General features: G+C 63.1%; 23 protein-coding genes and 1 pseudogene. 9 read left to right on the plus strand and 15 right to left on the minus strand.

The window, feature by feature from the left end:
* Positions 1–6: 6 nt before the first annotated feature.
* The 5 genes from AC1RMG_RS22870 (at position 7) to gcvH (ending at position 5,892) form a co-directional block, all read left to right on the plus strand.
* Complete coding sequence (locus tag AC1RMG_RS22870; protein WP_019095409.1) at positions 7–1,224, plus strand: 2-octaprenyl-3-methyl-6-methoxy-1,4-benzoquinol hydroxylase; 1,218 nt, start codon at positions 7–9, stop codon at positions 1,222–1,224.
* A gap of 136 nt (positions 1,225–1,360) precedes the next feature.
* Positions 1,361–2,362, plus strand: coding sequence for an extracellular solute-binding protein (locus tag AC1RMG_RS22875; RefSeq protein ID WP_011064138.1), 1,002 nt, complete (start codon positions 1,361–1,363; stop codon positions 2,360–2,362).
* 240 nt (positions 2,363–2,602) lie between these two features.
* Positions 2,603–4,219: an ABC transporter permease gene (locus tag AC1RMG_RS22880; RefSeq protein WP_265577639.1), complete on the plus strand. Its 1,617-nt coding sequence runs from the start codon at positions 2,603–2,605 to the stop codon at positions 4,217–4,219.
* 154 nt (positions 4,220–4,373) lie between these two features.
* A complete protein-coding gene (gcvT, locus tag AC1RMG_RS22885; protein ID WP_011064136.1) occupies positions 4,374–5,456 on the plus strand; it encodes a glycine cleavage system aminomethyltransferase GcvT in 1,083 nt (360 codons plus the stop codon).
* A gap of 52 nt (positions 5,457–5,508) precedes the next feature.
* Positions 5,509–5,892 carry a glycine cleavage system protein GcvH gene (gene gcvH / locus AC1RMG_RS22890; RefSeq protein WP_011064135.1) on the plus strand — a complete coding sequence of 128 codons (384 nt, stop codon included), beginning with the start codon at positions 5,509–5,511 and terminating at the stop codon, positions 5,890–5,892.
* Positions 5,893–5,951: 59 nt separating this feature from the next.
* On the opposite strand, the gene AC1RMG_RS22895 is transcribed toward gcvH, so the two are convergent.
* Positions 5,952–7,091: a DegT/DnrJ/EryC1/StrS family aminotransferase gene (locus tag AC1RMG_RS22895; protein WP_041120727.1), complete on the minus strand. Its 1,140-nt coding sequence runs from the start codon at positions 7,089–7,091 to the stop codon at positions 5,952–5,954.
* Positions 7,092–7,282: 191 nt separating this feature from the next.
* On the opposite strand from AC1RMG_RS22895, the gene gcvP reads away from it, so the two are divergent.
* On the plus strand, positions 7,283–10,156 hold the full coding sequence (gene gcvP / locus AC1RMG_RS22900; RefSeq protein ID WP_368994390.1) for an aminomethyl-transferring glycine dehydrogenase: 2,874 nt from the start codon (positions 7,283–7,285) through the stop codon (positions 10,154–10,156).
* A gap of 7 nt (positions 10,157–10,163) precedes the next feature.
* Here the strand turns inward: gcvP and AC1RMG_RS22905 are convergent, their stop codons facing one another.
* From AC1RMG_RS22905 to AC1RMG_RS22930, 6 genes are all read right to left on the minus strand, one after another.
* Positions 10,164–11,096 (minus strand): fumarylacetoacetate hydrolase, encoded by a 933-nt coding sequence (locus tag AC1RMG_RS22905; protein ID WP_493170346.1) that lies wholly within the window; start codon positions 11,094–11,096, stop codon positions 10,164–10,166.
* Positions 11,097–11,102: 6 nt separating this feature from the next.
* Positions 11,103–12,368 carry an MFS transporter gene (locus AC1RMG_RS22910; protein ID WP_493170348.1) on the minus strand — a complete coding sequence of 422 codons (1,266 nt, stop codon included), beginning with the start codon at positions 12,366–12,368 and terminating at the stop codon, positions 11,103–11,105.
* Positions 12,369–12,477: 109 nt separating this feature from the next.
* Positions 12,478–13,527, minus strand: coding sequence for a type III polyketide synthase (locus AC1RMG_RS22915; RefSeq protein WP_011064130.1), 1,050 nt, complete (start codon positions 13,525–13,527; stop codon positions 12,478–12,480).
* A gap of 208 nt (positions 13,528–13,735) precedes the next feature.
* Complete coding sequence (locus AC1RMG_RS22920; protein WP_011064129.1) at positions 13,736–14,176, minus strand: Zn-ribbon domain-containing OB-fold protein; 441 nt, start codon at positions 14,174–14,176, stop codon at positions 13,736–13,738.
* 12 nt (positions 14,177–14,188) lie between these two features.
* Complete coding sequence (locus tag AC1RMG_RS22925; RefSeq protein WP_047338090.1) at positions 14,189–15,385, minus strand: thiolase family protein; 1,197 nt, start codon at positions 15,383–15,385, stop codon at positions 14,189–14,191.
* Positions 15,386–15,414: 29 nt separating this feature from the next.
* The gene (locus AC1RMG_RS22930; protein ID WP_015637422.1) at positions 15,415–16,503 is read right to left on the minus strand and encodes a hydroxymethylglutaryl-CoA synthase; all 1,089 of its coding nucleotides are present in this window, start codon (positions 16,501–16,503) and stop codon (positions 15,415–15,417) included.
* A 461-nt stretch (positions 16,504–16,964) separates the two neighbouring features.
* Between AC1RMG_RS22930 and AC1RMG_RS22935 the strand changes: the two genes are divergently transcribed.
* Positions 16,965–17,567: a TetR/AcrR family transcriptional regulator gene (locus AC1RMG_RS22935; protein WP_011064126.1), complete on the plus strand. Its 603-nt coding sequence runs from the start codon at positions 16,965–16,967 to the stop codon at positions 17,565–17,567.
* 51 nt (positions 17,568–17,618) lie between these two features.
* On the opposite strand, the gene phlG is transcribed toward AC1RMG_RS22935, so the two are convergent.
* Positions 17,619–18,503 (minus strand): 2,4-diacetylphloroglucinol hydrolase, encoded by an 885-nt coding sequence (gene phlG, locus AC1RMG_RS22940; protein WP_019093573.1) that lies wholly within the window; start codon positions 18,501–18,503, stop codon positions 17,619–17,621.
* A 141-nt stretch (positions 18,504–18,644) separates the two neighbouring features.
* On the opposite strand from phlG, the gene AC1RMG_RS22945 reads away from it, so the two are divergent.
* Positions 18,645–19,316: a TetR/AcrR family transcriptional regulator gene (locus AC1RMG_RS22945; protein ID WP_011064124.1), complete on the plus strand. Its 672-nt coding sequence runs from the start codon at positions 18,645–18,647 to the stop codon at positions 19,314–19,316.
* A gap of 72 nt (positions 19,317–19,388) precedes the next feature.
* Here the strand turns inward: AC1RMG_RS22945 and AC1RMG_RS22950 are convergent, their stop codons facing one another.
* The 7 genes and pseudogenes from AC1RMG_RS22950 to AC1RMG_RS22980 all read right to left on the minus strand — a co-directional run bounded on the left by AC1RMG_RS22950 (position 19,389) and on the right by AC1RMG_RS22980 (position 25,171).
* Positions 19,389–19,706 carry a DUF2388 domain-containing protein gene (locus AC1RMG_RS22950; protein WP_212805779.1) on the minus strand — a complete coding sequence of 106 codons (318 nt, stop codon included), beginning with the start codon at positions 19,704–19,706 and terminating at the stop codon, positions 19,389–19,391.
* 70 nt (positions 19,707–19,776) lie between these two features.
* Positions 19,777–20,226, minus strand: coding sequence for an NfeD family protein (locus AC1RMG_RS22955; protein ID WP_065365057.1), 450 nt, complete (start codon positions 20,224–20,226; stop codon positions 19,777–19,779).
* A 10-nt stretch (positions 20,227–20,236) separates the two neighbouring features.
* Positions 20,237–21,157, minus strand: a complete 921-nt coding sequence (locus AC1RMG_RS22960; protein WP_011064121.1) for an SPFH domain-containing protein — start codon at positions 21,155–21,157, stop codon at positions 20,237–20,239.
* A gap of 126 nt (positions 21,158–21,283) precedes the next feature.
* Positions 21,284–22,147 carry a methyl-accepting chemotaxis protein gene (locus AC1RMG_RS22965; RefSeq protein ID WP_404944723.1) on the minus strand — a complete coding sequence of 288 codons (864 nt, stop codon included), beginning with the start codon at positions 22,145–22,147 and terminating at the stop codon, positions 21,284–21,286.
* Positions 22,139–22,891: pseudogene (locus AC1RMG_RS22970) on the minus strand (HAMP domain-containing protein); the annotation flags it as partial. The gene AC1RMG_RS22965 and the pseudogene AC1RMG_RS22970, both read right to left, overlap by 9 nt.
* Before the next feature lie 70 nt (positions 22,892–22,961).
* Positions 22,962–24,740, minus strand: coding sequence for a type IV pilus assembly ATPase TfpB (gene tfpB / locus AC1RMG_RS22975; protein WP_125062284.1), 1,779 nt, complete (start codon positions 24,738–24,740; stop codon positions 22,962–22,964).
* 113 nt (positions 24,741–24,853) lie between these two features.
* Positions 24,854–25,171: an ACT-like domain-containing protein gene (locus AC1RMG_RS22980; RefSeq protein WP_011064118.1), complete on the minus strand. Its 318-nt coding sequence runs from the start codon at positions 25,169–25,171 to the stop codon at positions 24,854–24,856.
* Between the two features lie 124 nt (positions 25,172–25,295).
* Here AC1RMG_RS22980 and AC1RMG_RS22985 point away from each other — a divergent pair, with 124 nt between their 5' ends.
* A complete protein-coding gene (locus AC1RMG_RS22985; protein ID WP_011064117.1) occupies positions 25,296–25,766 on the plus strand; it encodes an Lrp/AsnC family transcriptional regulator in 471 nt (156 codons plus the stop codon).
* Positions 25,767–25,775 lie beyond the last annotated feature (9 nt).

Raw genomic sequence — 25,775 nt, forward strand, 5'->3', positions numbered from 1 at the left:
ATGGAAATGCGCGCAGATGTGCTGATTGTCGGAGCCGGAATGGTCGGCAGTGCCTTGGCGTTGGCGTTGCAGGGCAGCGGCCTGGAAGTGCTGCTGCTCGATGGCGGCTCCCTGAGTGTCAAACCCTTTGATGACCAGGCGCCGTTCGAGCCTCGGGTCAGTGCCTTGTCGGCGGCCAGCCAGCGCATCCTGGAGCGCCTGGGCGCCTGGGACGGCATTGCCCGGCGCCGTAGCAGCCCCTACTGCGACATGCAGGTCTGGGACGGCAGCGGCACCGGGCAGATCCACTTCTCGGCGTCCAGCGTGCATGCCGAGGTGCTGGGTCATATCGTCGAGAACCGGGTGGTTCAGGACGCCTTGCTCGAGCGTCTGCATGAATGCGATATCGGCCTGCTGGCCAATGCCCGTCTGGAGCAGATGCGCCGCTCCGGCGACGACTGGCTGCTGACCCTGGCGGATGGCCGGCAACTGCGTGCGCCGCTGGTGATCGCTGCCGATGGCGCCAACTCGGCCGTGCGCCGGCTCACCGGTTGTACCACTCGCGAGTGGGATTACTTGCATCACGCCATCGTCACCAGCGTGCGCAGCAGCCAGCCTCACCAATTGACCGCCTGGCAGCGCTTCACCGATACCGGCCCGCTGGCCTTCCTGCCCCTGGTACGGGACGGGCAGCATGATTGGTGTTCGATTGTCTGGTCGACCACCCCGAGTGAGGCCGAGCGCCTGATGGCGCTGGACGACGAGAGCTTCTGCGCCGAACTGGAGCGCGCCTTCGAAGGCCGCCTGGGTTCGGTGATCAGCGCCGACCCGCGGCTCTGCGTGCCGTTGCGCCAACGCCATGCCAAGCGCTATGTGGCCGAAGGCCTGGCGCTGATCGGCGACGCCGCCCACACCATCCACCCGTTGGCGGGGCAGGGGGTCAACCTGGGCTTCCTCGATGCCGCCGTGCTGGCCGAAGTGCTGCTGCAAGCGGCCAGCCGCGGCGAGCGCCTGGCCGAGGTCAAGGTGCTGAGCCGCTTCGAGCGCCGGCGCATGCCCCACAACCTGGCGCTGATGGCGGCCATGGAGGGCTTCGAGCGGCTGTTCCAGGCCGACCCGTTGCCCATGCGCTGGCTGCGCAACACCGGCCTCAAGGTGATCGACCAGATGCCCGAGGCCAAGGCCCTGTTCGTGCGCCAGGCCCTGGGCCTGAGCGGCGACTTGCCGGAACTGGCCAGAGCCTAGGCGCCGGCTTGCTGGCCAAGCGTCGCGAGGACGAGCCTACGCAACATCTGGTAACTCCTCAGCGCCGGGTTCGGTTGAGATGGCAAATGGGAGTCCTTATCATTTCGCCTCACTTTGAAATCGAGAGACCGCTCCCATGTTGGCACCGAAGCGTCTACTGACCGCCCTGGCCCTCACACTCATCGGTGGCACCGCCTACGCCGCCGATGAAGTCGTGGTCTACTCCTCGCGTATCGATGAGCTGATCAAGCCGGTGTTCGATGCCTACACCCAGAAGACCGGGGTGAAGATCAAGTTCATCACCGACAAGGAAGCGCCGCTGATGCAGCGGATCAAGGCCGAGGGCGAGAACGCCACCGCCGACCTGCTGCTCACCGTGGATGCCGGCAACCTCTGGCAGGCCGAGCAGATGGGCATCCTGCAGCCGTTCACCTCCAAGGTCATCGACAGCAACATTCCCCTGCAATACCGCTCCTCCAACCACGCCTGGACCGGCCTGAGCCTACGGGCGCGGACCCTGGCCTACTCCACCGACCGGGTCAAACCTTCAGAACTGACCACCTATGAAGCCCTGGCGGACAAGCAGTGGGAAGGCCGCCTGTGCCTGCGCACGGCGAAGAAGGTCTACAACCAGTCGCTGACCGCCACGCTGATCGAGACCCACGGTGCCGAGAAGACCGAAGAGATCATCAAGGGTTGGGTCAACAACCTGTCTACCGATGTGTTCTCCGACGACATCGCGGTGCTCGAGGCGATCAACGCCGGGCAATGCGACGTCGGCATCGTCAACACCTACTACTACGGCCGCCTGCACAAGCAGAAACCGAACCTGGCGGTGAAGCTGTTCTGGCCGAACCAGGGCGATCGCGGGGTGCACGTCAACCTGTCGGGCATCGGCCTGACCAAACACGCACCGCACCCGGAAGCGGCCAAGGCCCTGGTGGAATGGATGACCACGCCTGAGGCGCAGAAGATCTTTGCCGACGTCAACCAGGAGTTCCCGGCCAACCCGGCGGTAGCGCCTTCCGCGGAAGTGGCCAGCTGGGGCAAGTTCGTAGCCGACACCCTGCCGGTTGAAATCGCCGGCAAGCGCCAGGCCGAAGCCATTCGCCTGATGGACCGCGCTGGCTGGAACTGAGCCTGCCGTTATACTGCGCCCCGCTTTTGCGGGGCGTTTTCTTTAGCGGCTGGGCTTTAGTGGCGAGGGAGTTGGCTCCCGTTCCACCGCGCAGCGGTGGCAAGCCCTGAATACGTGATTCAACTGGCGTAACGTGGTTGCAGCCGTTGGGGCGGCCATGGCGCCCAGCGGGTGCCGCTCCCTGGCCCCACGCGTTTTGCGCAAGTATTTTTGTCTGTTCCACCTGCCCGAGAGTTTTTTGTGGCCCATCCCGCTCAACGTCGCTGGTATCCCCTGGTCTTTGCCGTAGCGGCCCTGGTCCTTTTGCCGCTGAGCGTGCTGCTATTGTCCTGGCAGGCCGTCGACCAGCAGATCTGGTCCCACCTGTGGGACACGCAAATGCCGCGACTGTTGGGCAATACCCTGACCCTGGTGCTTGGGGTGGGAGTTGGCGTCACGCTGCTGGGCGTGAGCCTGGCCTGGCTCACCAGTCTCTGCGAGTTTCCCGGACGGCGCTGGCTGGACTGGGCCTTGATGCTGCCCTTTGCGATCCCGGCCTATGTGCTGGCTTTCGTCTTTGTCGGCCTGCTGGATTTTTCCGGGCCGGTGCAAAGCCTGCTGCGGGAATGGTTCGGCAGCGGCCTGCGACTGCCGCGGGTGCGTTCCACCGGCGGGGTGATCCTGGTGCTGGTGCTGGTGTTCTATCCCTATGTCTACCTGCTGGCGCGCAACGCCTTCCTGGCCCAGGGCAAGGGGTTGATGGAGGCAGCGCGGGTCCTCGGGCAATCGCCCTGGCAGGCGTTCTGGCGGGTGGCGCTGCCCATGGCGCGGCCGGCCATCGGCGCCGGGGTGGCCCTGGCGCTGATGGAAACCCTGGCGGATTTCGGTGCGGTGTCGGTGTTCAACTTCGATACCTTCACCACCGCTATCTACAAGACCTGGTACGGCTTCTTCAGCCTTTCCAGCGCCGCCCAGCTGGCCAGCCTGCTGCTGCTGGCGGTGATGCTGGTGCTGTACGGCGAGCGCCGCGCCCGTGGCGCCAGCCGTACCGGTAACGAACGGCCCCGGGGCAAGGCGTTGTACCACTTGCGCGGGCTCAAGGCGTTGGCGGCCACGGGCTGGTGCCTGCTGGTATTCGCCTGTGCCTTCGTGATTCCGCTGCTGCAGTTGCTGGCGTGGTTCTGGCAGCGCGGGCGCTTCGACCTGGATGAGCGGTATGCCGGCTTGATCATCCACACCCTGTACCTGGGCGGCATGGCGGCGCTGATCACTGTCAGTGTGGCTCTGCTCCTGGCCTTTGCCCGACGCCTGGCGCCGACCCGGGGCATCCGCACCGGGGTCAGCCTGGCCAACCTGGGCTACGCCTTGCCCGGCTCGGTACTGGCGGTATCGATCATGCTGGCCTTCAGTTACCTGGATCGCGAGCTGGTGATCCCGCTGTCCGGCTGGTTGGGCGGGGCCGGCAAGCCGCTGCTGCTGGGCAGCCTGTCCGCCTTGTTGCTGGCCTATCTGGTGCGTTTTATCGCCGTGGCCTACGGGCCGCTGGAAAACAGCCTGGAGCGGATCCGCCCGTCGCTCCCCGAAGCGGCGCGCAGCCTGGGGGTCGCTGGCCCGCGACTGTTTTTCAAAGTGTATCTGCCGTTGTTGCTGCCCGGGACCTTGAGTGCCGCCTTGCTGGTGTTCGTCGATGTGCTCAAGGAAATGCCCGCCACCTTGCTGATGCGCCCGTTTGGCTGGGACACGCTGGCGGTGCGGATCTTCGAGATGACCAGTGAAGGGGAGTGGGCCCGGGCCTCGCTGCCGGCACTGACCCTGGTGCTGGTGGGCCTGCTGCCGGTGATTGGCCTGATCCGCCGCTCGGCCCATCGAATCGGTTAGGTGCCAGCCTTGCACCTTGCAGCTACAATGCGCGGCATTCGGTGCGGCCTGTTGTTTGGCCGGGACGCTGAAATCGGCTGAAAGCCATCTATTTCAAGGCTTTCACACCAACAGCGCCAGTCCGCACCCTCGCCACGCCCGGAAGGAGAAACCCATGGGACAGCGTACGCCTCTGTATGACCTGCATCTCGCCCTCGGCGCGAAAATGGTCGATTTTGGCGGTTGGGATATGCCCTTGCATTACGGCTCGCAGGTCGAGGAGCACCATCAGGTGCGACGTGATTGCGGTGTGTTCGATGTATCCCACATGACCGTGATCGATGTCAGCGGTACCCAGGCCAAGGCCTGGCTCCAGCGGTTGCTGGCCAATGATGTCGAACGCCTGCACAACCCCGGCCAGGCTCTGTACAGCACCATGCTCAATGAACGGGGCGGCATCGTTGACGACATGATCGTCTATCGCCTCGAAGACGCTTATCGCCTGGCGCTCAATGCCGCCACCCGTGATCAGGACCTGGCCTGGATGCAGGCGCAGCTGGGGGATTTCCAGGTGCAGCTGCACGAGCGCCCGGAACTGGCGATGCTGGCGATCCAGGGCCCTCAGGCGCGGCACAAGATTGCCGAGCTGGTAACCCAGTCCCGCGGCACCCTGATCCAGCAGCTCAAGCCATTCGAAGCCGGCTTTGACGGCGACTGGTTCATTGCCCGGACCGGCTACACAGGCGAGGACGGTCTGGAGATCGTCCTCCCTGCCGACCAGGCCCCGGCCTTCTTCAACGACCTGGTGGGGGCGGGGATCTCGCCCATCGGCCTGGGCGCCCGGGACACCCTGCGCCTGGAGGCCGGCATGAACCTCTATGGCCAGGACATCCATCAGGATGTCTCGCCCCTGGCGGCGAACATGGCCTGGAGCATTGCCTGGGAACCGGCGTCACGCCAGTTCATCGGTCGCAGTGCCCTGGAAGCCGAACGGGCGGCCGGGGTGAAGCAGAAACTGGTGGGCCTGGTGCTCGAAGAACGCGGGGTTTTACGCGCTCATCAGGTGGTTCGTATCGCCGATGTTGGCGAAGGTGAGATCACCAGTGGTAGTTTCTCCCCTACGCTGAGCAAATCGATCGCACTGGCGCGGGTGCCGATGGCCACCGCCGACCGTGCCGAAGTGGAAATCCGCGGCAAGTGGTACCCGGTCCGGGTGGTCAAACCCACCTTCGTGCGCCACGGCAAAACCCTGATCTAACTATTTCCAGCAGGCATTGCGCCGCTGACACTTCTTCTTGAGGACACAGAACATGAGCGATATCCCTGCCCACCTGCGTTTTGCCGACAGTCACGAATGGGCCCGCCTGGAAGCCGACGGCAGCGTGACCGTAGGTATTAGCGACCACGCTCAGGAAGCCCTGGGCGACGTGGTTTTCGTCGAGCTGACTGAAGTCGGCAACGTGTTTGGCGCAGGGGACCAGGCCGGTGTGGTGGAGTCGGTGAAAGCCGCTTCCGACATCTATGCGCCGGTGGCCGGTGAAGTGATTGCGGTCAACGAAGAGCTGAGCGCCAGCCCCGAGCTGCTCAACAGCGATCCGTACGGTGCCTGGATCTTCAAGCTCAAGCCAAGCAACCCGGGCGATCTGGACAAGCTGCTGGACGCCGCCGGCTACAAGGCCGCCATCGGCGAGTAAGCCGTTCTCGCCGGCGCGTCCGCCCCGTTTGCGCAGGGCGGGCTTGCTGGCGAAGGCTCTTAAGCCTGCAACACCTCTTTTACCGCCGCCACCGCGCGTTCCACGTCGGCCTTGCTCATGGCGGTGAACATCGGCAACGAGACGATCAGCCGACCGACCCGTTCCGCTACCGGGAACATCCCCTCCTTGAAGCCGCGCTCGCGGTACAGGCTCAGCAAGTGAATCGGCGGGTAGTGATAGCCGATGCCAATCCCGCGTTCCTGCATCTGCTCCATGAAGGTGGCGCGGGCCGGCTTGCCATCCTTGCGCTCTGGCAATACCAGCTGGAACAGGTGCCAGTTGCTGTTGGTGAAGTCCGCCGGCGGTAGCTGGGCGCCATAGCGGGCCTCGAAATCGCTGCCAAAGCATTCGAAGTAGTGCCGGGCCAATTCACGGCGATGGGCGGTGATCGCCTCGATATGGGCGAACTGCCCCAGGCCGATGGCGGCCGCCACGTCGGTCATGTTGAACTTGCCGCCAAGGACATCCACATCCAGGCCGTCGAAGCCGTTGCGGGTCACGCCTTGCAGGCGGTACTTCTCGGCCAGGCGCACCTCTTCTGGCGTGTTGAGCACCAGGCAGCCGCCCTCGGACGAAGTGACGTTCTTGTTGGCCTGGAAGCTGAAGGACACAAAGTCGCCACCGGCACCGATGCGCTGGCCGTTCCAGCTGGAGCCCAGGGCCTGGGCGGCATCTTCCACTACCCTCAGGCCGTGCTTGTTGGCCAGGGCGTAGAGGCGGCTCATGTCCACCGGCAGCCCGGCCAGGTACACCGGGATAATGGCCTTGGTGCGCGGGGTGATGGCGGCTTCGACCTGGGCCAGGTCGATATTGCGGGTGACCGGGTCGATATCGGCGAACACCGGCGTGGCCCCGACTTCGAGGATGACGTTGGCGGTGGCCACCCAGGAAATCGGCGTGGTGATGACTTCATCACCGGCACCGATGCCGGCAATGCGCAAGGCGATCTCCATGGTGCAGGTGCCGGAGTTGAAGGTGCGTACCGTGCGCCCGCCGAAAAACTCCGAGAGCTGGGCTTCGAAGGCCTGGACCTTGGGGCCGCTGGTGATCCAGCCCGAACGCAGGACTTCGCCGACAGCGGCGATGGTGGGTTCATCGATGGTGGGTTTGGAGAACGGCAGGAAAGGCAGTTGGCTCATGACGATGGGACACCCGATAAGCGGACGATAGGGGCACAGGTTGCGATGCGCCGGGGCTGGCGCGTTGACGTCGAGCATGATGGTACCGATTGCCCCGGGACGCCAGAGCATCGACGCGGGAAATCGACTGCTATGCTGCTTGGCACCCTGTTGCAGCGACGCTGAGCGCCGTTTATCGGAGAGAGCCGGTCATGTCCCAGTTGCTATCTTTGAGCCAGTTACGCGAGCCCAACGCTTTTCTCAACCGGCACCTGGGGCCCGACGCCGAGGAGCAGCAAGCGATGCTCGCCAGCCTCGGGCTGGGCAGCCGGGCCGAACTGATCGAGCAGACGGTGCCGCCGGGAATCCGCTTCAACCGTGCACTGGACCTGCCGCCGGCCCTGGACGAAGCGGCCGCCCTGGCCAGGCTCAAGGGTTATGCCGGGCAGAACCAGGTCTGGACCAGCCTGATCGGCATGGGTTACCACGCCACCCTGACGCCGGCGGTGATCCTGCGCAACGTGCTGGAGAACCCCGGCTGGTACACCGCCTATACCCCCTACCAGCCGGAAATCGCCCAGGGTCGGCTCGAAGCCTTGTTGAATTTCCAGCAGATGACCATCGACCTCACCGGCCTGGACCTGGCCAACGCCTCGTTGCTGGACGAAGCCACCGCCGCCGCCGAAGCCATGGCCCTGGCCAAGCGTGTGAGCAAGTCTTCGAGCAACCTGTTCTTTGTGGATGAAGACTGCCACCCGCAAACCATTTCCGTGGTCCGCACCCGGGCCGAAGGCTTCGGTTTCGAGCTGGTGGTCGGCGGGGTCGACGAATTGTCCGGGCACCAGGTGTTCGGCGCGTTGCTGCAGTACCCGGACACCCATGGCGAGATCCGCGACCTGCGGCCGCTGATCGACCAGTTGCACGCCCAGCAGGCCCTGGCCTGTGTCGCGGCCGACCTGCTCAGCCTGTTGTTGCTGACCCCGCCGGGCGAACTGGGGGCCGACGTGGTGCTCGGTTCGTCCCAGCGCTTCGGCGTGCCCATGGGCTACGGCGGCCCCCATGCGGCGTTTTTCGCCTGCCGCGACGACTACAAGCGCGCGATGCCCGGGCGCATCATCGGCGTGTCCAAGGATGCCCGCGGCCAGGTGGCCCTGCGCATGGCCTTGCAGACTCGCGAGCAGCATATCCGCCGCGAGAAGGCCAACTCGAACATCTGCACCGCCCAGGTGCTACTGGCCAACATCGCGGGTTTCTACGCCGTCTATCACGGCCCGGCCGGGCTCAAGCGCATTGCCCAGCGGGTACACCGGCTGACCTGCATCCTCGCGGTCGGCCTGGAGCGCCACGGCATTGCCAGGGTCAATCGGCACTTCTTCGACACCCTGACCCTGGAGGTCGGCGGCAGCCAGACGGCGATCATCGAAAGCGCCAGGGCGCAGCAGATCAACCTGCGGATTCTCGGCCGTGGCCGGCTGGGGCTGAGCCTGGATGAAACCTGTGACGAAAGCACCGTGGCCCGTTTGTTCGACGTGTTCCTGGGTGCCGACCACGGGCTGGATGTCAGCAGCCTGGACGCCGAGGCGCTGGAGTCGGGGATTCCCGACCCGCTGCTGCGACGCACGCGCTACCTGACCCACCCGGTGTTCAGTGCCCATCACAGCGAAACCGAAATGTTGCGCTACCTCAAGCAGCTGGAGAACAAGGACCTGGCGCTCAACCAGTCGATGATTCCCCTGGGCTCCTGCACCATGAAGCTCAATGCCAGCAGCGAGATGATCCCCATCACCTGGCCGGAATTCGCCAACCTGCATCCCTTCGCACCCCGGGAGCAGGCTGCCGGCTATGGCCTGCTGATCGCGGAGCTGGAGCGTTGGCTGTGCGCCATCACTGGTTTCGACGCCATCTGCATGCAGCCCAACTCCGGGGCCCAGGGCGAGTACGCCGGGCTGCTGGCGATTCGTCGCTACCACGAGAGCCGCCGGCAAAGCGGCCGGCATGTCTGCCTGATCCCGGCGTCGGCCCACGGCACCAACCCGGCCTCGGCGCAGATGGCCGGGATGCAGGTGGTGATCGTCGAGTGCGACGAGGCCGGCAACGTCGACCTGGAAGACTTGAAGGCCAAGGCCCAGGCGGCCGGCGAGCGCCTGTCGTGCCTGATGGCTACCTACCCTTCGACCCACGGTGTGTACGAAGAGGGCATCAGCCAGATCTGCGAAGTTATCCACAGCCACGGCGGCCAGGTGTACATGGACGGCGCCAACCTCAACGCCCAGGTAGGCCTGGCCCGGCCGGCGGACATTGGCGCCGATGTCTCGCACATGAACCTGCACAAGACTTTCTGCATTCCCCATGGCGGCGGTGGCCCGGGCATGGGGCCGATTGGCGTGCGCGCGCACCTGGCGCCGTTTGTCGCCAACCACCCGGTGGTGCCCATCGACGGGCCTTTACCGGAGAACGGCGCCGTCAGCGCAGCGCCCTGGGGCAGTGCGAGCATCCTGCCCATCAGCTGGATGTACATCGCCCTGATGGGGCCGCAGCTGGCGGATGCCAGCGAGGTGGCGATCCTTGCGGCCAACTATCTGGCCGAGCAATTGAGCGGTGCCTTCCCGGTGCTCTACAGCGGCCGCAACGGCCGGGTGGCCCACGAATGCATCCTAGATCTGCGCCCGCTCAAGGCCCAGACCGGGATCAGCGAGGAAGACGTGGCCAAGCGCTTGATGGACTACGGCTTCCATGCCCCGACCATGTCCTTCCCGGTGCCGGGCACCCTGATGGTGGAGCCCACGGAAAGCGAATCCAAGGCCGAGCTCGACCGTTTTATCGAAGCCATGCTGAGCATCCGCGCCGAGATCGCCCAGGTACAGGAGGGCAACTGGCCGGCCGAGGACAACCCGCTCAAGGGCGCTCCCCATACCCTGGCGGATATCACCGGAGTCTGGGAGCGCTCCTACAGTATCGAACAGGCGGTGCTGCCCACCGCCCATACCCGGGCCCACAAGTACTGGCCGGCGGTGAACCGGGTGGACAACGTCTATGGCGACCGCAACCTGTTCTGCGCCTGCGTGCCGCTGGCGGACTACCGCTGAACGGGCCTCAGTAGTGGTGGCGCGTCCGCACCGGCTGGTTGCCATGGGTGCTGGCACGGGCTGGTTGGGTTTCCAGGGGATAGAGGTGCAGCAACTCTTCCTCGATCACCTGGTTGCTCAGGCCCAGTTCCAGCTCCGGGCAGTCCAGGTCCAGCCAGTCACCGTGCTGCAACTGCAGGTCGCTCTCGCGCCGGCTGGCGCTGTGGAACACATAGTGGACCATGCCCGGTTGCAGGAACTGTTCGTGCTGTTCGAGGAAGGACTGGGAGTATTTGCGAATAGCCCACCAGTTCTGCTGGTCGAGGCGATAGCTGCGCTGCGGCAACGGCGTGCCCTGGCGTTCGACCCGGACATTGAGTGACAGGCTGTTCTGCAGTTCGCCGAGGATCAGCGCCGGGGCGATAGCGCACTGGCGCAACCGCGATTGCGCGCAGGAACTGGCGTCCTGATGGCTCAGCAACGGGTCGTGAATGTCGTGGCCGAGGCTGAAGCCGACAAAGCGCAACTGGCCGAAGGGGTCCACCAGGTACACGCACACCACCCCGGGCTGGCTGGAAATGCTCTGGGCGTGGTACGGAATCATCAGCGGCTCGCCGTCGGTCTTCAGCAGGCTGCCATTGCCCTTGTAGAACCAGCCCTGGCGGGTGTGCGGAGTGTTCAGGGTGACTTCGCTGACCTGCACCAGCAGGTTGTCCCGAGGCTTGAGCGGTGGGCGCAACGGGCCTTGCTGGGGGCCGTCCGCGGGCAGTTGCGGGTGGGGCGCGAGGCTGCGCAGGTGTTCGCTCCAGCCCAGATGGCGACGGCTGCAGAACAGCAGGGTCTCGTACAGCCCGCCGTGTTCGGAATAGGCCCGCACGCTGCGGCCATTGTGAAAGTCGAACAGCCCGATGGCGCGCTGGTCCTTGTGGCAGACATCCAGCAACAGCAGGTAATCGTCCATGATTCTCTAGTCCTTCAGGGGCAAGGGGGCGGGGAGGATGGGCAGCGCTTCGCGCACGCGCGAACGGCGCGGTTCGAGGGCCTGTTCCTTGAGCAGGAATGACAGCAGCAAGCCGGCCAGGCTGCCGCTCAGGGCCACGTACAGGATCGATGGCAGGCCGAAATGGCTGGCGGCGAACCCGGCCACGGCCGGTGACAACCCGCCACCCAGGATCTCGCCGAACCCCACCACGATTCCGGTCGCCGTCGGCAGCAGGGCCGGGGTGACCGATTCGCTGGTCAGCGGGCCGACTGTCATGCAGATCAGGCTGAAGTTGAAGAACGACAGCAGGAACAGCAGCAGGAACAGCAGCCAGGGAAGGGGCGGGCTGACGATCAGCAGGCCCACCAGGGTGCTGCTGGTCATGAAGCACACCGACACCACCGGCTTGCGCCCGAGACGGTCGGACATGCCGGGGATGATCAATTGGCCGATGAAGCCGCCCACGCCGATGGCCGAGATGACGAAGGCCATGGACAGGGTTTCCAGGTGCATATGGTCGGTCAGGTAGCTGGGCAGCATGGCGCAGAGGACGAACTGGCAGGTGAGTATGCAGAACATGATCAGGATGTTCAGGCTCACGTTGCCGCTCTTGAAGGCCGCCAGCCAGGTGCCTGCGGTGCGGTCGGCCCGGGGCGCCGGCAGCGGTCGGTAGATTTTCCACAGGTAGCCGGCCAGCAGCAGGCCCGGCAGGGAAATGATGGCGAACACCGCACGCCACGAGCCAGTGATTTGCAGGAGGTATGCGGCGATCAGCGGCCCCAGGCACAGGCCGAGAATCGGGAACAGCGCCTGCTGGATACCCAGGTTCAGCCCGCGCCGGTCGGGGCGCGAGACTTCATTGGTGACAATGATGCTGGTGGGGGTGAAGGCACCCTCGCAGATGCCCATCAGCCCGCGCAGAATCACCAGCCCCAGCACGCCGGTGGCCAGCGCGGAAAAACCGGACAGTAGCGAAAGCACGGCAATCGAGGTCACCAGCACGCGGCGGGTGCCCAGGCGCTCGATCACGCTGCCCATGCCCAGGGCGGACAGCCCCCAGGTGAAGGCCAGCGCGGCGGACAGGTAGCCCAGGTCCTGATAGTCCAGTTGCAGGTCGTGCATGATCACCGGAAACAGCGGCAGGATGATGAAGCGATCCAGCCCCACCAGCCCGAAACTCAGTGACAGCAACAGCACCATGGATCTTTCGTAACGGCTGTTGGCAGCCGTGGTCGGCATTCCAGTGTTCATCGCTCAGCTTCCTTGTGAAACCATGAACCCGGCGCAAGCGCCGTGGGAGGCCACCCGACGTTGCCATGCAGCCCGGCAACGTCAGATGGGACAGGCACAGGCAGTCACATCAGGCGGTCCACTCGCCCACCGCCATTTCCGCGGTGAACCCCGGGCCGAAGGCTGCCAGCAGGCCGATGTCGCCGCGATTGAGGTTGGAATCGAACTGCCGCTTGAGCACGTCGAACACCACCACGCTGGCAATGTTGCCGGCTTCCGACAGGCTGCTGCGCGATTGCGAGACCCGGTTGGATGCCAGGTCCAGGTGCATCACCAGCTCGTCGAGGATCTTGCGACCACCGGTGTGGAAGATGAAGAAGTCGTTGTGCGCACAGTTCTGTTCGAAGCTCTCGTAGTTGAGCCGCTCCATGACCGGTGCCACGTCCTTGATGGAGTTCATCACCGCCTTGTCGAGGGTGAAGTGAAAGCCGGTGTCCTTCACGTCGTACTTGATGTAGTGCTCGCTCTTGGGCAGGAAGTACGACTCGGTCTTCTTGATCTTGAAGCCGCCGGCCTGGTCATCGGCGCGCAGCACGCAGGCGGATACCGCATCGCCGAACAGCGCCGCGGAGATGAAGGCGTGCAGCTTGGTGTCGTCCGGCTGGTAGCACAGCGAGGAGAACTCCAGGGACACGATCAGTACGTGGTTGCGGGCATCGAGCCGGGCGAAGTCGTTGGCGCGGTTGATGGCCGCGGCACCGGCCACGCAGCCCAGCTGGGCGATCGGCAACTGCACGGTGGAGGTTGGCAGGGCCAGGTCGTTGATCAGGTGCGCGGTCAGCGACGGCATCATGAAGCCGGTGCAGGAAGTGACGATCACCATGCGAATGTCGCTGATCTGCAGCCCGGCATTCTCGATGGCCTGGCGCGCCGCGGCCGACGACATCTGCCGGGCTTCACGCTCGTAGACGATGCTGCGGTGGGTGAAACCGGTGTGCACTGCCAGTTCGTCGATCGGCAACACCAGGTGGCGCTCGTTGACTTCGGTGTTGGCGATCATGCGCTTGGCCAGGGCCATGCGTGGATGGTCGGCGTGCAGGTTTTCCAGGTGATCGACCATCTGTTGCTGGGTGATCTTGTGTTGCGGAAACATGACGTGTGGAAGGCAAAGTGTAGACATGATGGGTCCTTGGCTTTAAGTAAGCCAACAAGTTAAGGGGTGGGGATAGTCCCCGTTTATAGGCACAGGAATCTGTAGGCCCTAAAGGAAATCAGGGCCTTAAGGCAACTTCGGGGCGTGAAGTTGCCGTTGATGTAACTTTTAAGTTGGATTTTATTTTAATGGCTAACTTCAGGGTGCCTTATATAAAGGCACCTTGAATAACAACTTATATATCGAGTACGAACTTATAAGCGTATTGCCAGGCCAGGTTGCTTTCGCGCACATGCTTGCGGATCACCATGCGCACCGGCGCACCGACTTTCAGCTGTTGCTGATCGCACACATCGACGATTTCCGAAGCGATCACCAGGCCGTCGTCCAGGCGCACCATGGCCATGATGCGCGGCACGGTTTCGCCATAGCCCATGGCGGCCAGGATCGGGTTCTCGGCCGGGGCCATGACCTCGATCTTGCCACTGCGCGCGCAGCGATACGGCTTCACACTCAGGGAGTTGCAAGCGCCGCAGACGGTGCGCCGGGGGAAGAAGATTTCGTTGCATTCTTCGCACTGGCTGCCTTCGAGGCGGTACTTGCCGCCATGCTCGCGCCATTCGCGAAGCATGCTGGCGGTGGTCATTCTGTGGATCTGTTCTGGGTACATGGACATGGTCCGGGCTCCTTAGTCGTTCGAGAGGACAATCACTGAGTTGTGCGCCGCGTAACCGCCAAGGTTCTGCGACACGCCGATGCGCGCGCCCTTGACCTGGTTGTCGGATTCACCCCTCAGCTGCCGGAACAGCTCGGTGATGTGCAGGATGCCGTCGCAGCCGGAGGCATGGCCGCGGCCGATGTTGCCGCCGTCGGTATTGAGCGGCAGCTGGCCATCCAGGGCGATGCCGCCTTCGAGCACGAAGTCGCCGGCCTGGCCCTTGCCACAGATGCCCATGGATTCCATCTGGATCAGCCCGGCGCCGAGCAGGTCGTAGACCTGGGCCACGTCGATGTCCTTGGCGGTGATCCCGGCTTTCTTGTAGGCGATCTCCGCACAGGCGATGGAGTTGGCCGAAACCGCCATGCCCACATCCTTGGGCAGGCCCGGATGATGCAGGGTCGGGTTGTGAAAGCGCGTACCGAAATAGTGGGAGACCCCGGTATAGGCGCAACCGCGTACGAACACCGGTTTATCGGTGTACTTGTGGGCCAGGTGTTCGGCCACCAGGATCGCGCAGCCACTGGCTTCGCCCCAGGCCAGCATCGAGCCGCAGGCCTCGCTGTTCTTCAACGCTTCCAGGGAAGGAATCGGCTGGCCATAACGGGTGGCGGTGGGGGTGTTCTGTGCGTAGATGCGCATCTGCCGGCCGAAGGTGGCCAGTACGTCGGCCTCGCGACCGGCATAGCCGAACTTCTGGAAGTATTCGGCGGTGGCCAGGGCGAAGGCATCGGTGTGGGAGATGCCGAGGAAATAATCGTATTCACATTCAGTGCTGGAGCCGATGTATTCGGCGTAGTTGAAGTGATCGGTCATCTTCTCGAAGCCGCCGCACAGGACGATGTCGTACTCCCCGGACGCCACCATCTGGTGGCCCATCTGGAACGACACCGAGCTGCTGGTGCAGTTGGCGGTGCTCATGAAGGTCGGCGCCGGGCTGATGCCCAGGGCGTCGGAAATGGTCGGGCCCAGGCCGCCATATTCGGAAATGCCTTCACCGTGATAACCATAGGCCACGGCCTGGATTTCCCGGGGGTGCATCTTGGCGTCCTTGAGAGCCTTGTAGGCGGACTCGACGATCATTTCCTTGAACGTCTGCCGAACTCGTGAACTTCCGGGTTTCGGCGTATAGGCGGCCGAAACGATTGCAACACGACGTGCGCACATGTGCATGCTCCTTGCGTAGACAGGCGTAATCAGAGATAGGCGGTCAGGGCGTAGTCAGCCCGCAGGTACTTGAACTCGTACTTGATGGACGTGCCGTAGTCGACGTAGATCTTGGATTCCAGCAGTTCGCGCAGAGGCTTGTTGTGCTTCTGGTACTGCTCGATGGCGTCGGTGACGGTCAGGGCGATGGCGTCGCTGCCGGCGCCGAAACCGTAGGACACCAGAAGAATTTTCTGCCCCGGGCGTGCCTGGTCCAGTACGTTGATCAGGCCGAGCAGCGGGCTGGCCGATCCGGCATCGCCAACGTTGCCGGCATAGATGCCCGGTTCCACCTGCTTGGGGTTGAAGCCCAGGTGCTTGGCCAGGGAGTAGGGCGTGGACACCAGGTTTTGCTGGAACACCACATAGTCATAGTCGGCGGGGCTGGTGTGCAGCTTGGCCATCAGGCCTTCGGCGGCGCGGCGGGTCTGGTCTTCCAGGCCGATGCTGTTCTTGTCCGAGCCCAGGCCCATGCCCGAACGAATGTAGCGATCACCCTGGGGGCGGATGTTGTCGGCGACATCGGCGGCGCAGGAGAAGCTGGCGTCGAATTCGGCGATGACATCCTGGCTGCCGATCAGCAGCGCAGCGGCTCCGGCCCCGGCATAGGATTCGGTCAGGTCGCCCGGCGCGGTGTTGCGGTTGATGGTGTCGGCGCCGATGGCCAGGGCGCTGCCCGTCATGCCGGAAGCCACCAGCGCCTGGCAGATCTGCAGGGCAGAAGTTCCGGATTTGCCGGCGAACTGCACGTCGGCGCAATAGGCGTCGTAGCCGCTGCCGAGCATTTCCAGGATGATCGAAGCCGAGGCCCGTGAATCATAGGGGTTGGTGCAGGTGCCCAGGTACAGGGCTTCGATCTGATGACCGGGGACTTTATCCAGGGCCCGTTGCGCCGCCAGCACCCCGAGGGTGATGACATCTTCATCCGGTTGCAGCACGGCTCTTTCCGTGACGCCGAGGTTTTCCTCCACCAGCTTGAGGTCGGTGTTTTTCCAGACGTTGATCACTTCCTGGACTTTCAGGCGGCATACCGGAATACCCGCGCCATAGCTGACAATACCTATCTTTTTCACGTTCATTTTCCTCTTGATTCCATTCTTTTCAGAAAACTGGGTCGTGCCTGCTCAGAAGCACCCTTGAAACATACGGAAAACAGTTTTGCTGCCTTTCTCCTGGCCACACCTGATGAAACCTGCAGGCCAGAGCGGTTTAACAGCAGACTCCAAATAGGGGAAAACCCACTCGAAAGCTGTTTTTATTCACCTCACTGTGCTATGATACGGAACGTTTCGTTTAGTAATAATTTCAGACGATCTAATCTCTTAAGGGAAAAGGGCCGAAGCCTCGAATTCGAGGAACTCCAAGTTACAAGGCCTGAGCTGCTCAACCCTTACGCGATATTTTAAAAACTAGATAGATCGGTGTAAGAAATTCATGATTCTTTCAAGAATGAAACGAAACGGACCGTTTCATTTCGATTCGAGGGAATCCTATACCCTGCGTTGCGTTTGTCAAGCGCCCTGCCTGGAGATTTTTTATTGTGGCTCGTACCCCCTCTCGCAGCTCCATCGGCTCTTTGCGAAGTCCCCATACTCATAAAGCCATTCTCACTTCCACCATCGAAATCCTTAAGGAATGCGGCTATTCCGGGCTCAGTATCGAGTCCGTCGCCCGTCGGGCGGGGGCCAGCAAGCCAACTATCTATCGCTGGTGGACGAACAAGGCGGCGTTGATCGCCGAGGTTTATGAAAACGAGAGCGAACAAGTCAGAAAGTTTCCTGATCTCGGCTCGTTCAAGGCAGATCTCGACTTTTTGCTGCGAAATCTCTGGAAAGTCTGGAGGGAGACTATTTGTGGCGAGGCCTTTCGCTGTGTGATCGCCGAAGCGCAACTGGATCCCGCAACCTTGACCCAGCTCAAGGATCAGTTCATGGAGCGCAGAAGGGAAATGCCGAAAAAACTGGTGGAAAATGCCATCAGCAACGGCGAGCTGCCCAAGGACACCAACCGTGAATTACTGCTGGATATGATCTTCGGCTTTTGCTGGTATCGGCTGTTGACTGAGCAACTGACGGTGGAACAGGACATCGAGGAGTTCACTTCTCTGCTGATCAACGGTGTTTGTCCTGGTACGCAACGTTGATCCTTTCGAGCCATTAAGCCCTGGAGTTTCTCGGGCTTAATGGCTGTTGTTTCAGGCCGCGGGGGTGCCGAACTCTCGATACAGGTCCGGCAGGAAGCTGGCCAGATGATTGAACTCGCACATGTCGTGCACCGCGAACTCGTAGGCCAGGGTCTCCAGTTCGGCCTCGCCAAAGCCATTTTCCTTCAGCAGCGATGCAGCCTTTTCTGCCCCAGGAAAGCGGGCCATCGACGGGTGCGCCCCGACCCAGTAACGGCTGGTCAGGTACATGCCGTCCGGTACTTCCTTGAACAGATGCACCATCAACGACACCGGCACCTCAGGATGATCCGCCAGGCTCATCAGGGCGCTGACACTGCCGTCGATCTTCGCTTCGCGATACAGATCGGTGTTCAGGCCCAGGCTGGCCGGCTGCTGGAAGTCGATATGCAGGTGCATCAGGCGATCGCCGACATATTCCGATGCGCAGAAGGTGTTGCCATACAGCCGTTCCTCAAAACTCAGGGACTCATCGCACAGGCGTTGGTGGTGCACGCATGGGTTGCTGACATGGGCATAGGGGAACCACAGGGTGTAGCGCTCCGATTCCGCGGGGTGCCAGATGAACCACCACTTGAACATCTGCGCGGTGCAGCCGGGGAAGAACTTGCGGCTTTGCACGTAGGCCATCGGGCCCGGTAGCAGGGCGTAACCGGATTCCTCGCTGACAAAGTCCGGTTCGAGCAGGCGATTGATGTCCTCGATGCTCGGGGTCAGGGTGTCTTCCAGGGCCATGGGGCCTTGCTGAATCTTACGGACGGCGGACAGCGGCACGCGCATTTCCGACCGGAAATACTTGGCGTAGGGCTTGTTCCTGACCGCCGCCTGATTGCGTAGGAACAGCTTCTGCATGGGCAGTGAGAAGTAGGTGAAGGGAGTCATGTTGCGCGCTTCCATGCTGATATCCTTTGGCGTGAATTGACAGATAGCCGCCATTTCGCTGCAACCCTTAACGGAATTGAACGAGAAACTGGCGCTTTGTAGCTAAGCAGTCCATAAACAAAAGTCAAATTTGAATTTAACTTAGTGAGAGCGCCTATGGCCGTTTCCGCTTCCCCGCAGCCAACTGCGGCCCGTACGCCGCGTCAGGATGGCCAGGCTACCCGCCAACAGATCCTGGAAACGGCCGGCCAGCTTTTTGCTGAGCTGGGGTACGCCAACACCACCAGCAAGCAGATCTGCGAGAACTCCAGGGCCAACAACGCCTCGGTCAACTACCACTTCGAGAACAAGGACGGCCTGTATCGGGCGGTGCTGCGCGAGGCCCACGACCGCCTGGTGCGGATCGAGACCATGATCAGCCTGAGTGAAAGCCAGGGCAGCCCCGAGGACAAGCTGCGGGCGATCATCACCGTGCTCATCGAGGGGCTGGGCAACCAGCGTGAGGGCTGGGCGCTGAAAGTCCTGACCCGCGAACTGTTGTCACCCTCCGCGGTGCTGCCGGCGATCCTGGAGGAGCAGGCGTTTCCCAAGGCGAAGATCGTGCGCACCATCCTCGGCCAGATCATGGATCTATCGCCTGAGGACCCGGTTACCCTGCGCAGCGCCGTCAGCGTTTTTGCGCCCTGCCTGTTCCTGCTGATCGCCCATCAGCCGCTGGCGCGCAATGTGTTGCCCGGCCTGGAGCTGGATCCACCGGCGTTGATCGAGCACATGATGAGTTATGCCCTGGCCGGCCTGGCTGCAGTGTCCCGCACACCTGGGGTCTAGCCGGCTGATCGGGCACACGAAAACGCCGACCCTGGGGTCGGCGTTTGCTGTCGGCCATCCCTGGGGCGACGGTTACTCCTGAGCGACAGCGTTCTTCGCCAGGATGGCGTTGGCCAGTTCCATGTCGGTGGCCTTGAGGCCGGGGTTGTCGGCGCGGACTTTCTGCATGGCGGCTTCCAGGTACGGGCCGCGAATGTTGCCATCGCTGGCAACGAAGCTGCCGGCGTCATCCTGGGCGGCGACGATCAACTTGTGGTCCTTGAAGGTCAGGTAGGTGGAGCCGGTGGTGGCCCCGGAGGAAATGACGTTACGCCAGAAGGTGTCGGCCATTGCCGAACCAACGGGAAGAGACAGCAGGGCAAGGGTGGCGACAGCAATTTTCAGACGCATGATGGGTGACTCCGAAAGGGGGTATCTGCATCGTTTGATTCTAGATAACCCCGCGGAGTTCCGTGACTCATCAGTCAAGGTTTTCGACCAACAGGATTGCGCCTTCCTGGCCCACCACCCGTACCCGGGCGCCCACGGGGGCGTCGGCCCCCTTGGCGATCCACACGCCGTCGGCCACCTTGATCCGCCCGCGGCCGTCCACAATCGCCTGGTGCACCACAAAGGTCTTGCCGATCAGCTCCTGGCCCCGCAGGTTGAGGTTCGGCTGATCGCTGGGGCGTACCACGCTGCGCTGGCGGCGCCACCAATACAGTGCGGTGAGCACCGACAGCAGGCCGAACAGGAGGAACTGCACCTCCCATGACAGGCCGGGAATGAGAAAGGTCAGGACCCCGACTGTGGCGGCTGCGAGGCCGATCCACAGCAGGTAGCCGCCGGCCCCGAATACTTCGAAGATCAGCAGGATGGTGCCAAGGGCCAGCCAGTCCCAGAACGATAGAGCTTGCACAAATGCCAACATGAAGCCTGCCTCAGACCTTCTTGCTGTCGAACGTGGCCTTGACGATCTCGCCGATGCCGCCCACGGCGCCGATGACCTGGCTGGCCTCCAGGGGCATCAGGATCACCTTGCTGTTGTTGGCCGACGCCAGTTTGCCCAGGGCATCGATGTATTTCTGCGCGACGAAGTAGTTGATCGCCTGGACGTTGCCGGTAGCAATCGCCTCGGACACCACTTGGGTCGCCCGGGCCTCGGCTTCGGCCTGACGCTCCCGGGCTTCGGATTCGAGGAATGCCGCCTGGCGTTCGCCCTCGGCTTCAAGAATCTGTGCCTGCTTCTTGCCTTCTGCGGTAAGGATGGCGGCGGCCCGCAGGCCTTCGGCTTCGAGGATCTGCGCACGCTTGACCCGCTCGGCCTTCATCTGCCCGGACATGGCCGCCATCAGGTCGGCGGGTGGGCTGATGTCCTTGATTTCGATCCGGGTGATCTTGATCCCCCAGGGGGCGGTGGCCTCATCGACGGTTCGCAGGAGTTTCTCGTTGATGCCGTCACGTTGGCTCAGCATGGCGTCCAGTTCCATGGAACCGAGCACCGTACGGATATTGGTTTGCAGCAGGTTGCGGATGGCGTGCTCGAGGTTGTTGACCTCATAGGCGGCCTGGGCGGTGTTGACCACCTGGAAGAAACACACGGCGTCGATCTGCACCGTGGCGTTGTCGGCGGTGATGACTTCCTGGGGTGGGATATCCAGCACGCTTTCCATCACGTTGATCTTGCGCCCGATGCGATCCATCACCGGAATGATGATGTTCAACCCCGGCTTCAGGGTGTTGGTGTAGCGGCCGAAGCGTTCCACGGTCCATTGGTAGCCCTGGGGCACGACCTTGAAACCCATGAAGACGATGGCCACGGCGAGGCCGACGAAAAGTAACAACACGCTTCCGATCTGCATAACATTCTCCTGCTCAGATGTGATCAAGGGGCACAGGGGGGCGAGTGTACGGCGGCGCCCGGTCGCGCGCAGAGATACCGTGGCCCTTGCATCATCAGGACACACATCACCGGCGTGCCCGTGTCCTCACAGTTGGAAGCGGGTGACCGAGGTCTGCAAGGTGGCCACGGAGTTTTCCATCTGCTCCACGGTCTGGGTCAGCTCACGCATGGCCTGGCTGTTGCGCCGGGCTACCAGGCTGATCATCTCCACCCGTTGCGCCACTTCGCTACTGGCCTTGGACTGCTCGCCGATGGTGAGGGAAATCTCCTCCACCATCACCGCCGAGCGCTGGGCGCCCTGGCGGATCTCATTGATCGAGGTGCCCGCCTGCTGGGCCATCTGGACCCCGTCGTTGACCCGGCTGACCCCGGTTTGCATGCTGTTCACGGCTTGTTCGGTGGTTTCCCGGATGCGTTCGATCATGCCGGTGATTTCCCGGGTGGACTGTGCGGTGCGGGCTGCCAGATTGCGCACTTCGTCAGCCACCACGGCGAACCCCCGGCCGGCTTCCCCGGCCCGGGCGGCTTCGATGGCGGCGTTCAGGGCCAGCAGGTTGGTCTGCTCGGCGATGCCGTTGATTACCTGGATGATCGAGTGGATCTCTTCCGAGGACTGGCCCAGGGCGGTGATGCTGCGGGAAGACTGGTTCACCGCCTCGGCAATATGGCTCATGCCGTCCACGACCCCGAGGATTACCTGGCCGCCGCTACCGGCCAGGGATTCGGACTGGGCGGCAATGCCCTGGGCATTGCGCGCGTGTTCGGCCACCTGGGCGATATTGCTGATCATCTGCTCCATGGCTGCGGCCATGTTGGTGGCGCCGTCGGCCTGTTCGGTGGCGCCGTCGGCAATGCTCAGCGACGTGTCGCTGAGGCTGTGGGAGCGGCCGCGCAACTCTTCGCTTTCATGGCGGATGGTGGTGATCATCTGCCGCAGGTTGTCTTGCATTTCTCCAAGGGCCTGTTGCAGTTGGCCGGCCTCGTCATGCCTGTCGACGCTGATGGGCGTGGTCAGGTTGCCCTGGGCAATGGCCCGGGCGGTGGCCACGGATTTTTCCAGGGGTTTGAGCACCCGGGTGAGCAGCTGCCGGGTCAACAGAGCCAGTGCCAGGGCGGCCAGCAGGCTGCCGCCGACCAGCCACCAGGCGGCCTGGCGGACCGCACTTTCACTGAGTTCGCGGGTTTGGGCGGTGCTGGCTTCGATCTGGCTGCTGAGGGCGGCGTTGCGGCTCTCCACTTCGCTGAAGCGCTGGGAGAACTCCGGCATTTGCAGGCGCGCGGCCTGTGGGTCCTTGAGGGCCTGCCCGGCGATGTTCTCGGCGGCGTGAATGTAGTTTTCCAGCACCGGCTGCAGTTCGGTGATGGCGTTGCGGATTTCCGGTGCCAGGGGCAACTTGGCGTTTTCCGCCAGGGCCTTGCGGAACCAGTCGCCGTGTTCGCGCAGGCTATTGCGGACCTCTTCGCCAGCGGCGGCATCGCCGGGCTGGCTGCTCAGGGCCTCCAGCACATCGGCCCGCAGGGCGTCGTGCATCATGTCGGCCTCCAGGTGATTGCGCAGGGCGCTGGCGTTGAGTTCGTTGTCCACCAGTGCCCGCGCCAGGCGTGACTGGCCCCATAAACCCAGCCCGGCCACCAGGGCAATGGCCAGGAGGCTGACAACCCCGGTGGCGAGCATGTTTTGACGAATGTTCATACCGGGCTCCCTGCTTATCTCGGCGGTGACTCAAGCGTAGTCCAGCGCCTGGGGTTCGCCTCCTGTGCCGCTATGGGGGCTGGTTGCCGGGCGTGACCCTTAGCACTTCCTCAAGGCTGGTCAGGCCTTGGGCAACCTTGTGCGCGGCAGCCAGGCGCAGGCTGCGCATGCCTTCCGCGCAGGCCTGGTGGTGCAGGCGGGCAAGATCCAGGTCGCGATGGATCAGGGCCTTGAGGGGGGAACCCAAGGGCATGATTTCGTAGACCCCGGTGCGCCCGTGGTAACCGGTACCCCGGCATTCGGCGCAGCCCACCGCGCGCTGGCCGCCGGCAGCGGGTGGCAGGTGCCGGGTTCCGGTCAGGCTTTCCCAGTCATCCGCCGTCAGCTCGGCGGGAACCTTGCAGTACGGGCAGAGGGTGCGCAGCAGGCGCTGGGCCATGACCCCGATCAGGGTGGCCTTGATCAGGTAATGGGGCACGCCCAGTTCCAGCAGTCGGCTGATGGCGCCGGGGGCGTCGTTGGTGTGCAGGGTAGACAGCACCAGGTGCCCGGTAAGTGCGGCCTGGATGGCCATTTCCGCGGTCTCCAGGTCACGGATCTCGCCGATCATGATGATGTCGGGGTCCTGGCGCATCAGTGCACGCACGCCGCTGGAAAAACTCAGGTCGATATTGTGCTGGACCTGCATCTGGTTGAACGCCGGTTCGATCATCTCGATCGGGTCCTCGATGGTGCACAGGTTGACCTCGGGGGTCGCGAGCTTCTTCAGGGTGGTGTAGAGGGTGCTGGTCTTGCCCGAGCCGGTGGGCCCGGTGACCAGGATGATGCCGTGGGCCTGGGTGGTCATGGCTTGCCAGCGGCTCAGGTCATCGGTGCCAAAGCCCAACTGGTCGAAATCCTTGAGCAGGACCTGGGGATCGAAGATGCGCATCACCAGCTTTTCACCGAACGCCGTGGGCAGGGTCGAGAGCCGCAACTCGATTTCGCTGCCGTCGGGGGTGCGCGTCTTGACCCTGCCATCCTGGGGCTTGCGCTTTTCCGCGACGTTCATGCGCCCCAGGCTCTTGAGTCGGCTGACGATGGCCAGGGTGACCTGGGGCGGGAACTGGTAGACGTTGTGCAATACGCCATCGATGCGAAAGCGCAGGGTGCCGTGCTCGCGGCGGGGTTCGATATGGATGTCGCTGGCCCTTTGCTGAAAGGCGTACTGGAACAGCCAGTCGACGATATTGACGATGTGCGCATCGTCGGCATCCGGCTCCTGGTCGCTGGCCCCCAGTTTCAGCAGTTGCTCGAAGTTGCCCAGGCCACTGGCTTTCTGTTCGCTGCTGGCGCCGCTGACCGACTTGGCCAGGCGATAGAACTCCAGGGTCAGGCGCTGGATGTCCAGCGGGCTGGCCACCACCCGTCGCACCGTGCGCTTGAGAACATGGGCCAGGTCTGCTTCCCAGGCACTGACGTAAGGTTGGGCGCTGGCCACGGTAACGCTCTGCCCATCCACGGCCACGGCAAGGATCTTGTGCCGCTGGGCGAAGGCGAAGGACATCAGCGGCGTGATGCTGGCCACGTCGATGCGCAGGGGGTCGATACGCAGGTAAGGCTGGCCGGCTTGCCGGGCCAGCCAGGCCGTGAGGCTGTCCAGGTCCAGATGTGTGCCGAGTTGCTGCAGGTCGGGCAATTGCTGGCCGGCGATCACTTCCAGGGGATGCAGCAGGTTACCGGCTGCCTGATGCCGGACGCTCATGGCCTGCTCGGCGGCATCCTGGCTGATGCGGCCCTGGGCCAGCAATTCACGCAGCAGTTCGCTGAGGTCCAGCCAGCGGTCCTGGGGAAGGTGCGCGGCGCTCATGGGCGATTCCTTGGGGCTGTTGTCCAGATGTGGGTCTCTGACCACGAACAGCCAAGAATAGTCCCCGGGGCCTCAAGGGAATGCTTGCCAAGGGTTGCAGGGTTTTGCCGGGATCAACCCGCGGCCTGCAGGCGCGAAGGTTCCGCCAGCTCCAGCTCCACGTCACAGACACTGATCAGGTTGCGCAGCTTTGCGCCGATCACCTGGGCCCGATGCCAGCTCAGGTCGTCGAGTTCCACCTCCATATACAGCGTGGCGTCCTGCTGCTGCATCGACACCCGCTGCGGCACCAGGAACTGCAGGGCGAAGTGGTTGAGGATGCGGCACAGCACATCGGCCTCGGCGTCGGCCACTATCCGGTAGTGCACGCGACAGTGAGCATTGTTGAGGTTCCAGGCATCGGCGCGGGGGGCTGGCTCGAAAGGGGGCATGGTGGTCTCCAGGTCAGTGGAGAAATTTTTACATTCGGTTTCGGGTATTTCTTATCTAAGATTGGGTTTGTTTGCTTGAATATGAATTGTTCAATTCAATTTTTAATATTTATGGGTATTTATTATGCATAGCGACCTGGACGCCTATGACCGCCGCATCCTCGCGCTGCTGCAAGAGGACGCCTCGCTTTCCAGTGCGCAGATCGCCGAGCAGGTGGGGTTGTCCCAGTCGCCATGCTGGCGACGGATCCAGCGGATGAAGGAGGAGGGGGTGATCCGCGGCCAGGTGACCCTGCTGGACCGCAAGAAGATCGGCCTCAACACGCAGATCTTCGCCGAGATCAAGCTCAACGCTCACGGGCGCTCCAACTTCACCGAATTCACCGAGGCGATCCGCGGTTTTCCGGAAGTGCTGGAGTGCTATGTGCTGATGGGCGCGGTGGACTTTCTGCTGCGGATCGTGACCGCGGATATCGAAGCCTATGAACGCTTCTTCTTCGAGAAGCTGTCCATGGTGCCGGGTATCCAGGAGGTGAACTCGATCGTTGCCCTGTCGGAGATCAAGTCCACCACCAGCCTGCCGGTCATGCGCTGAGGGGCGGGG

The organism is Pseudomonas sp. GW822-FHT04H02, from assembly GCF_058800645.1.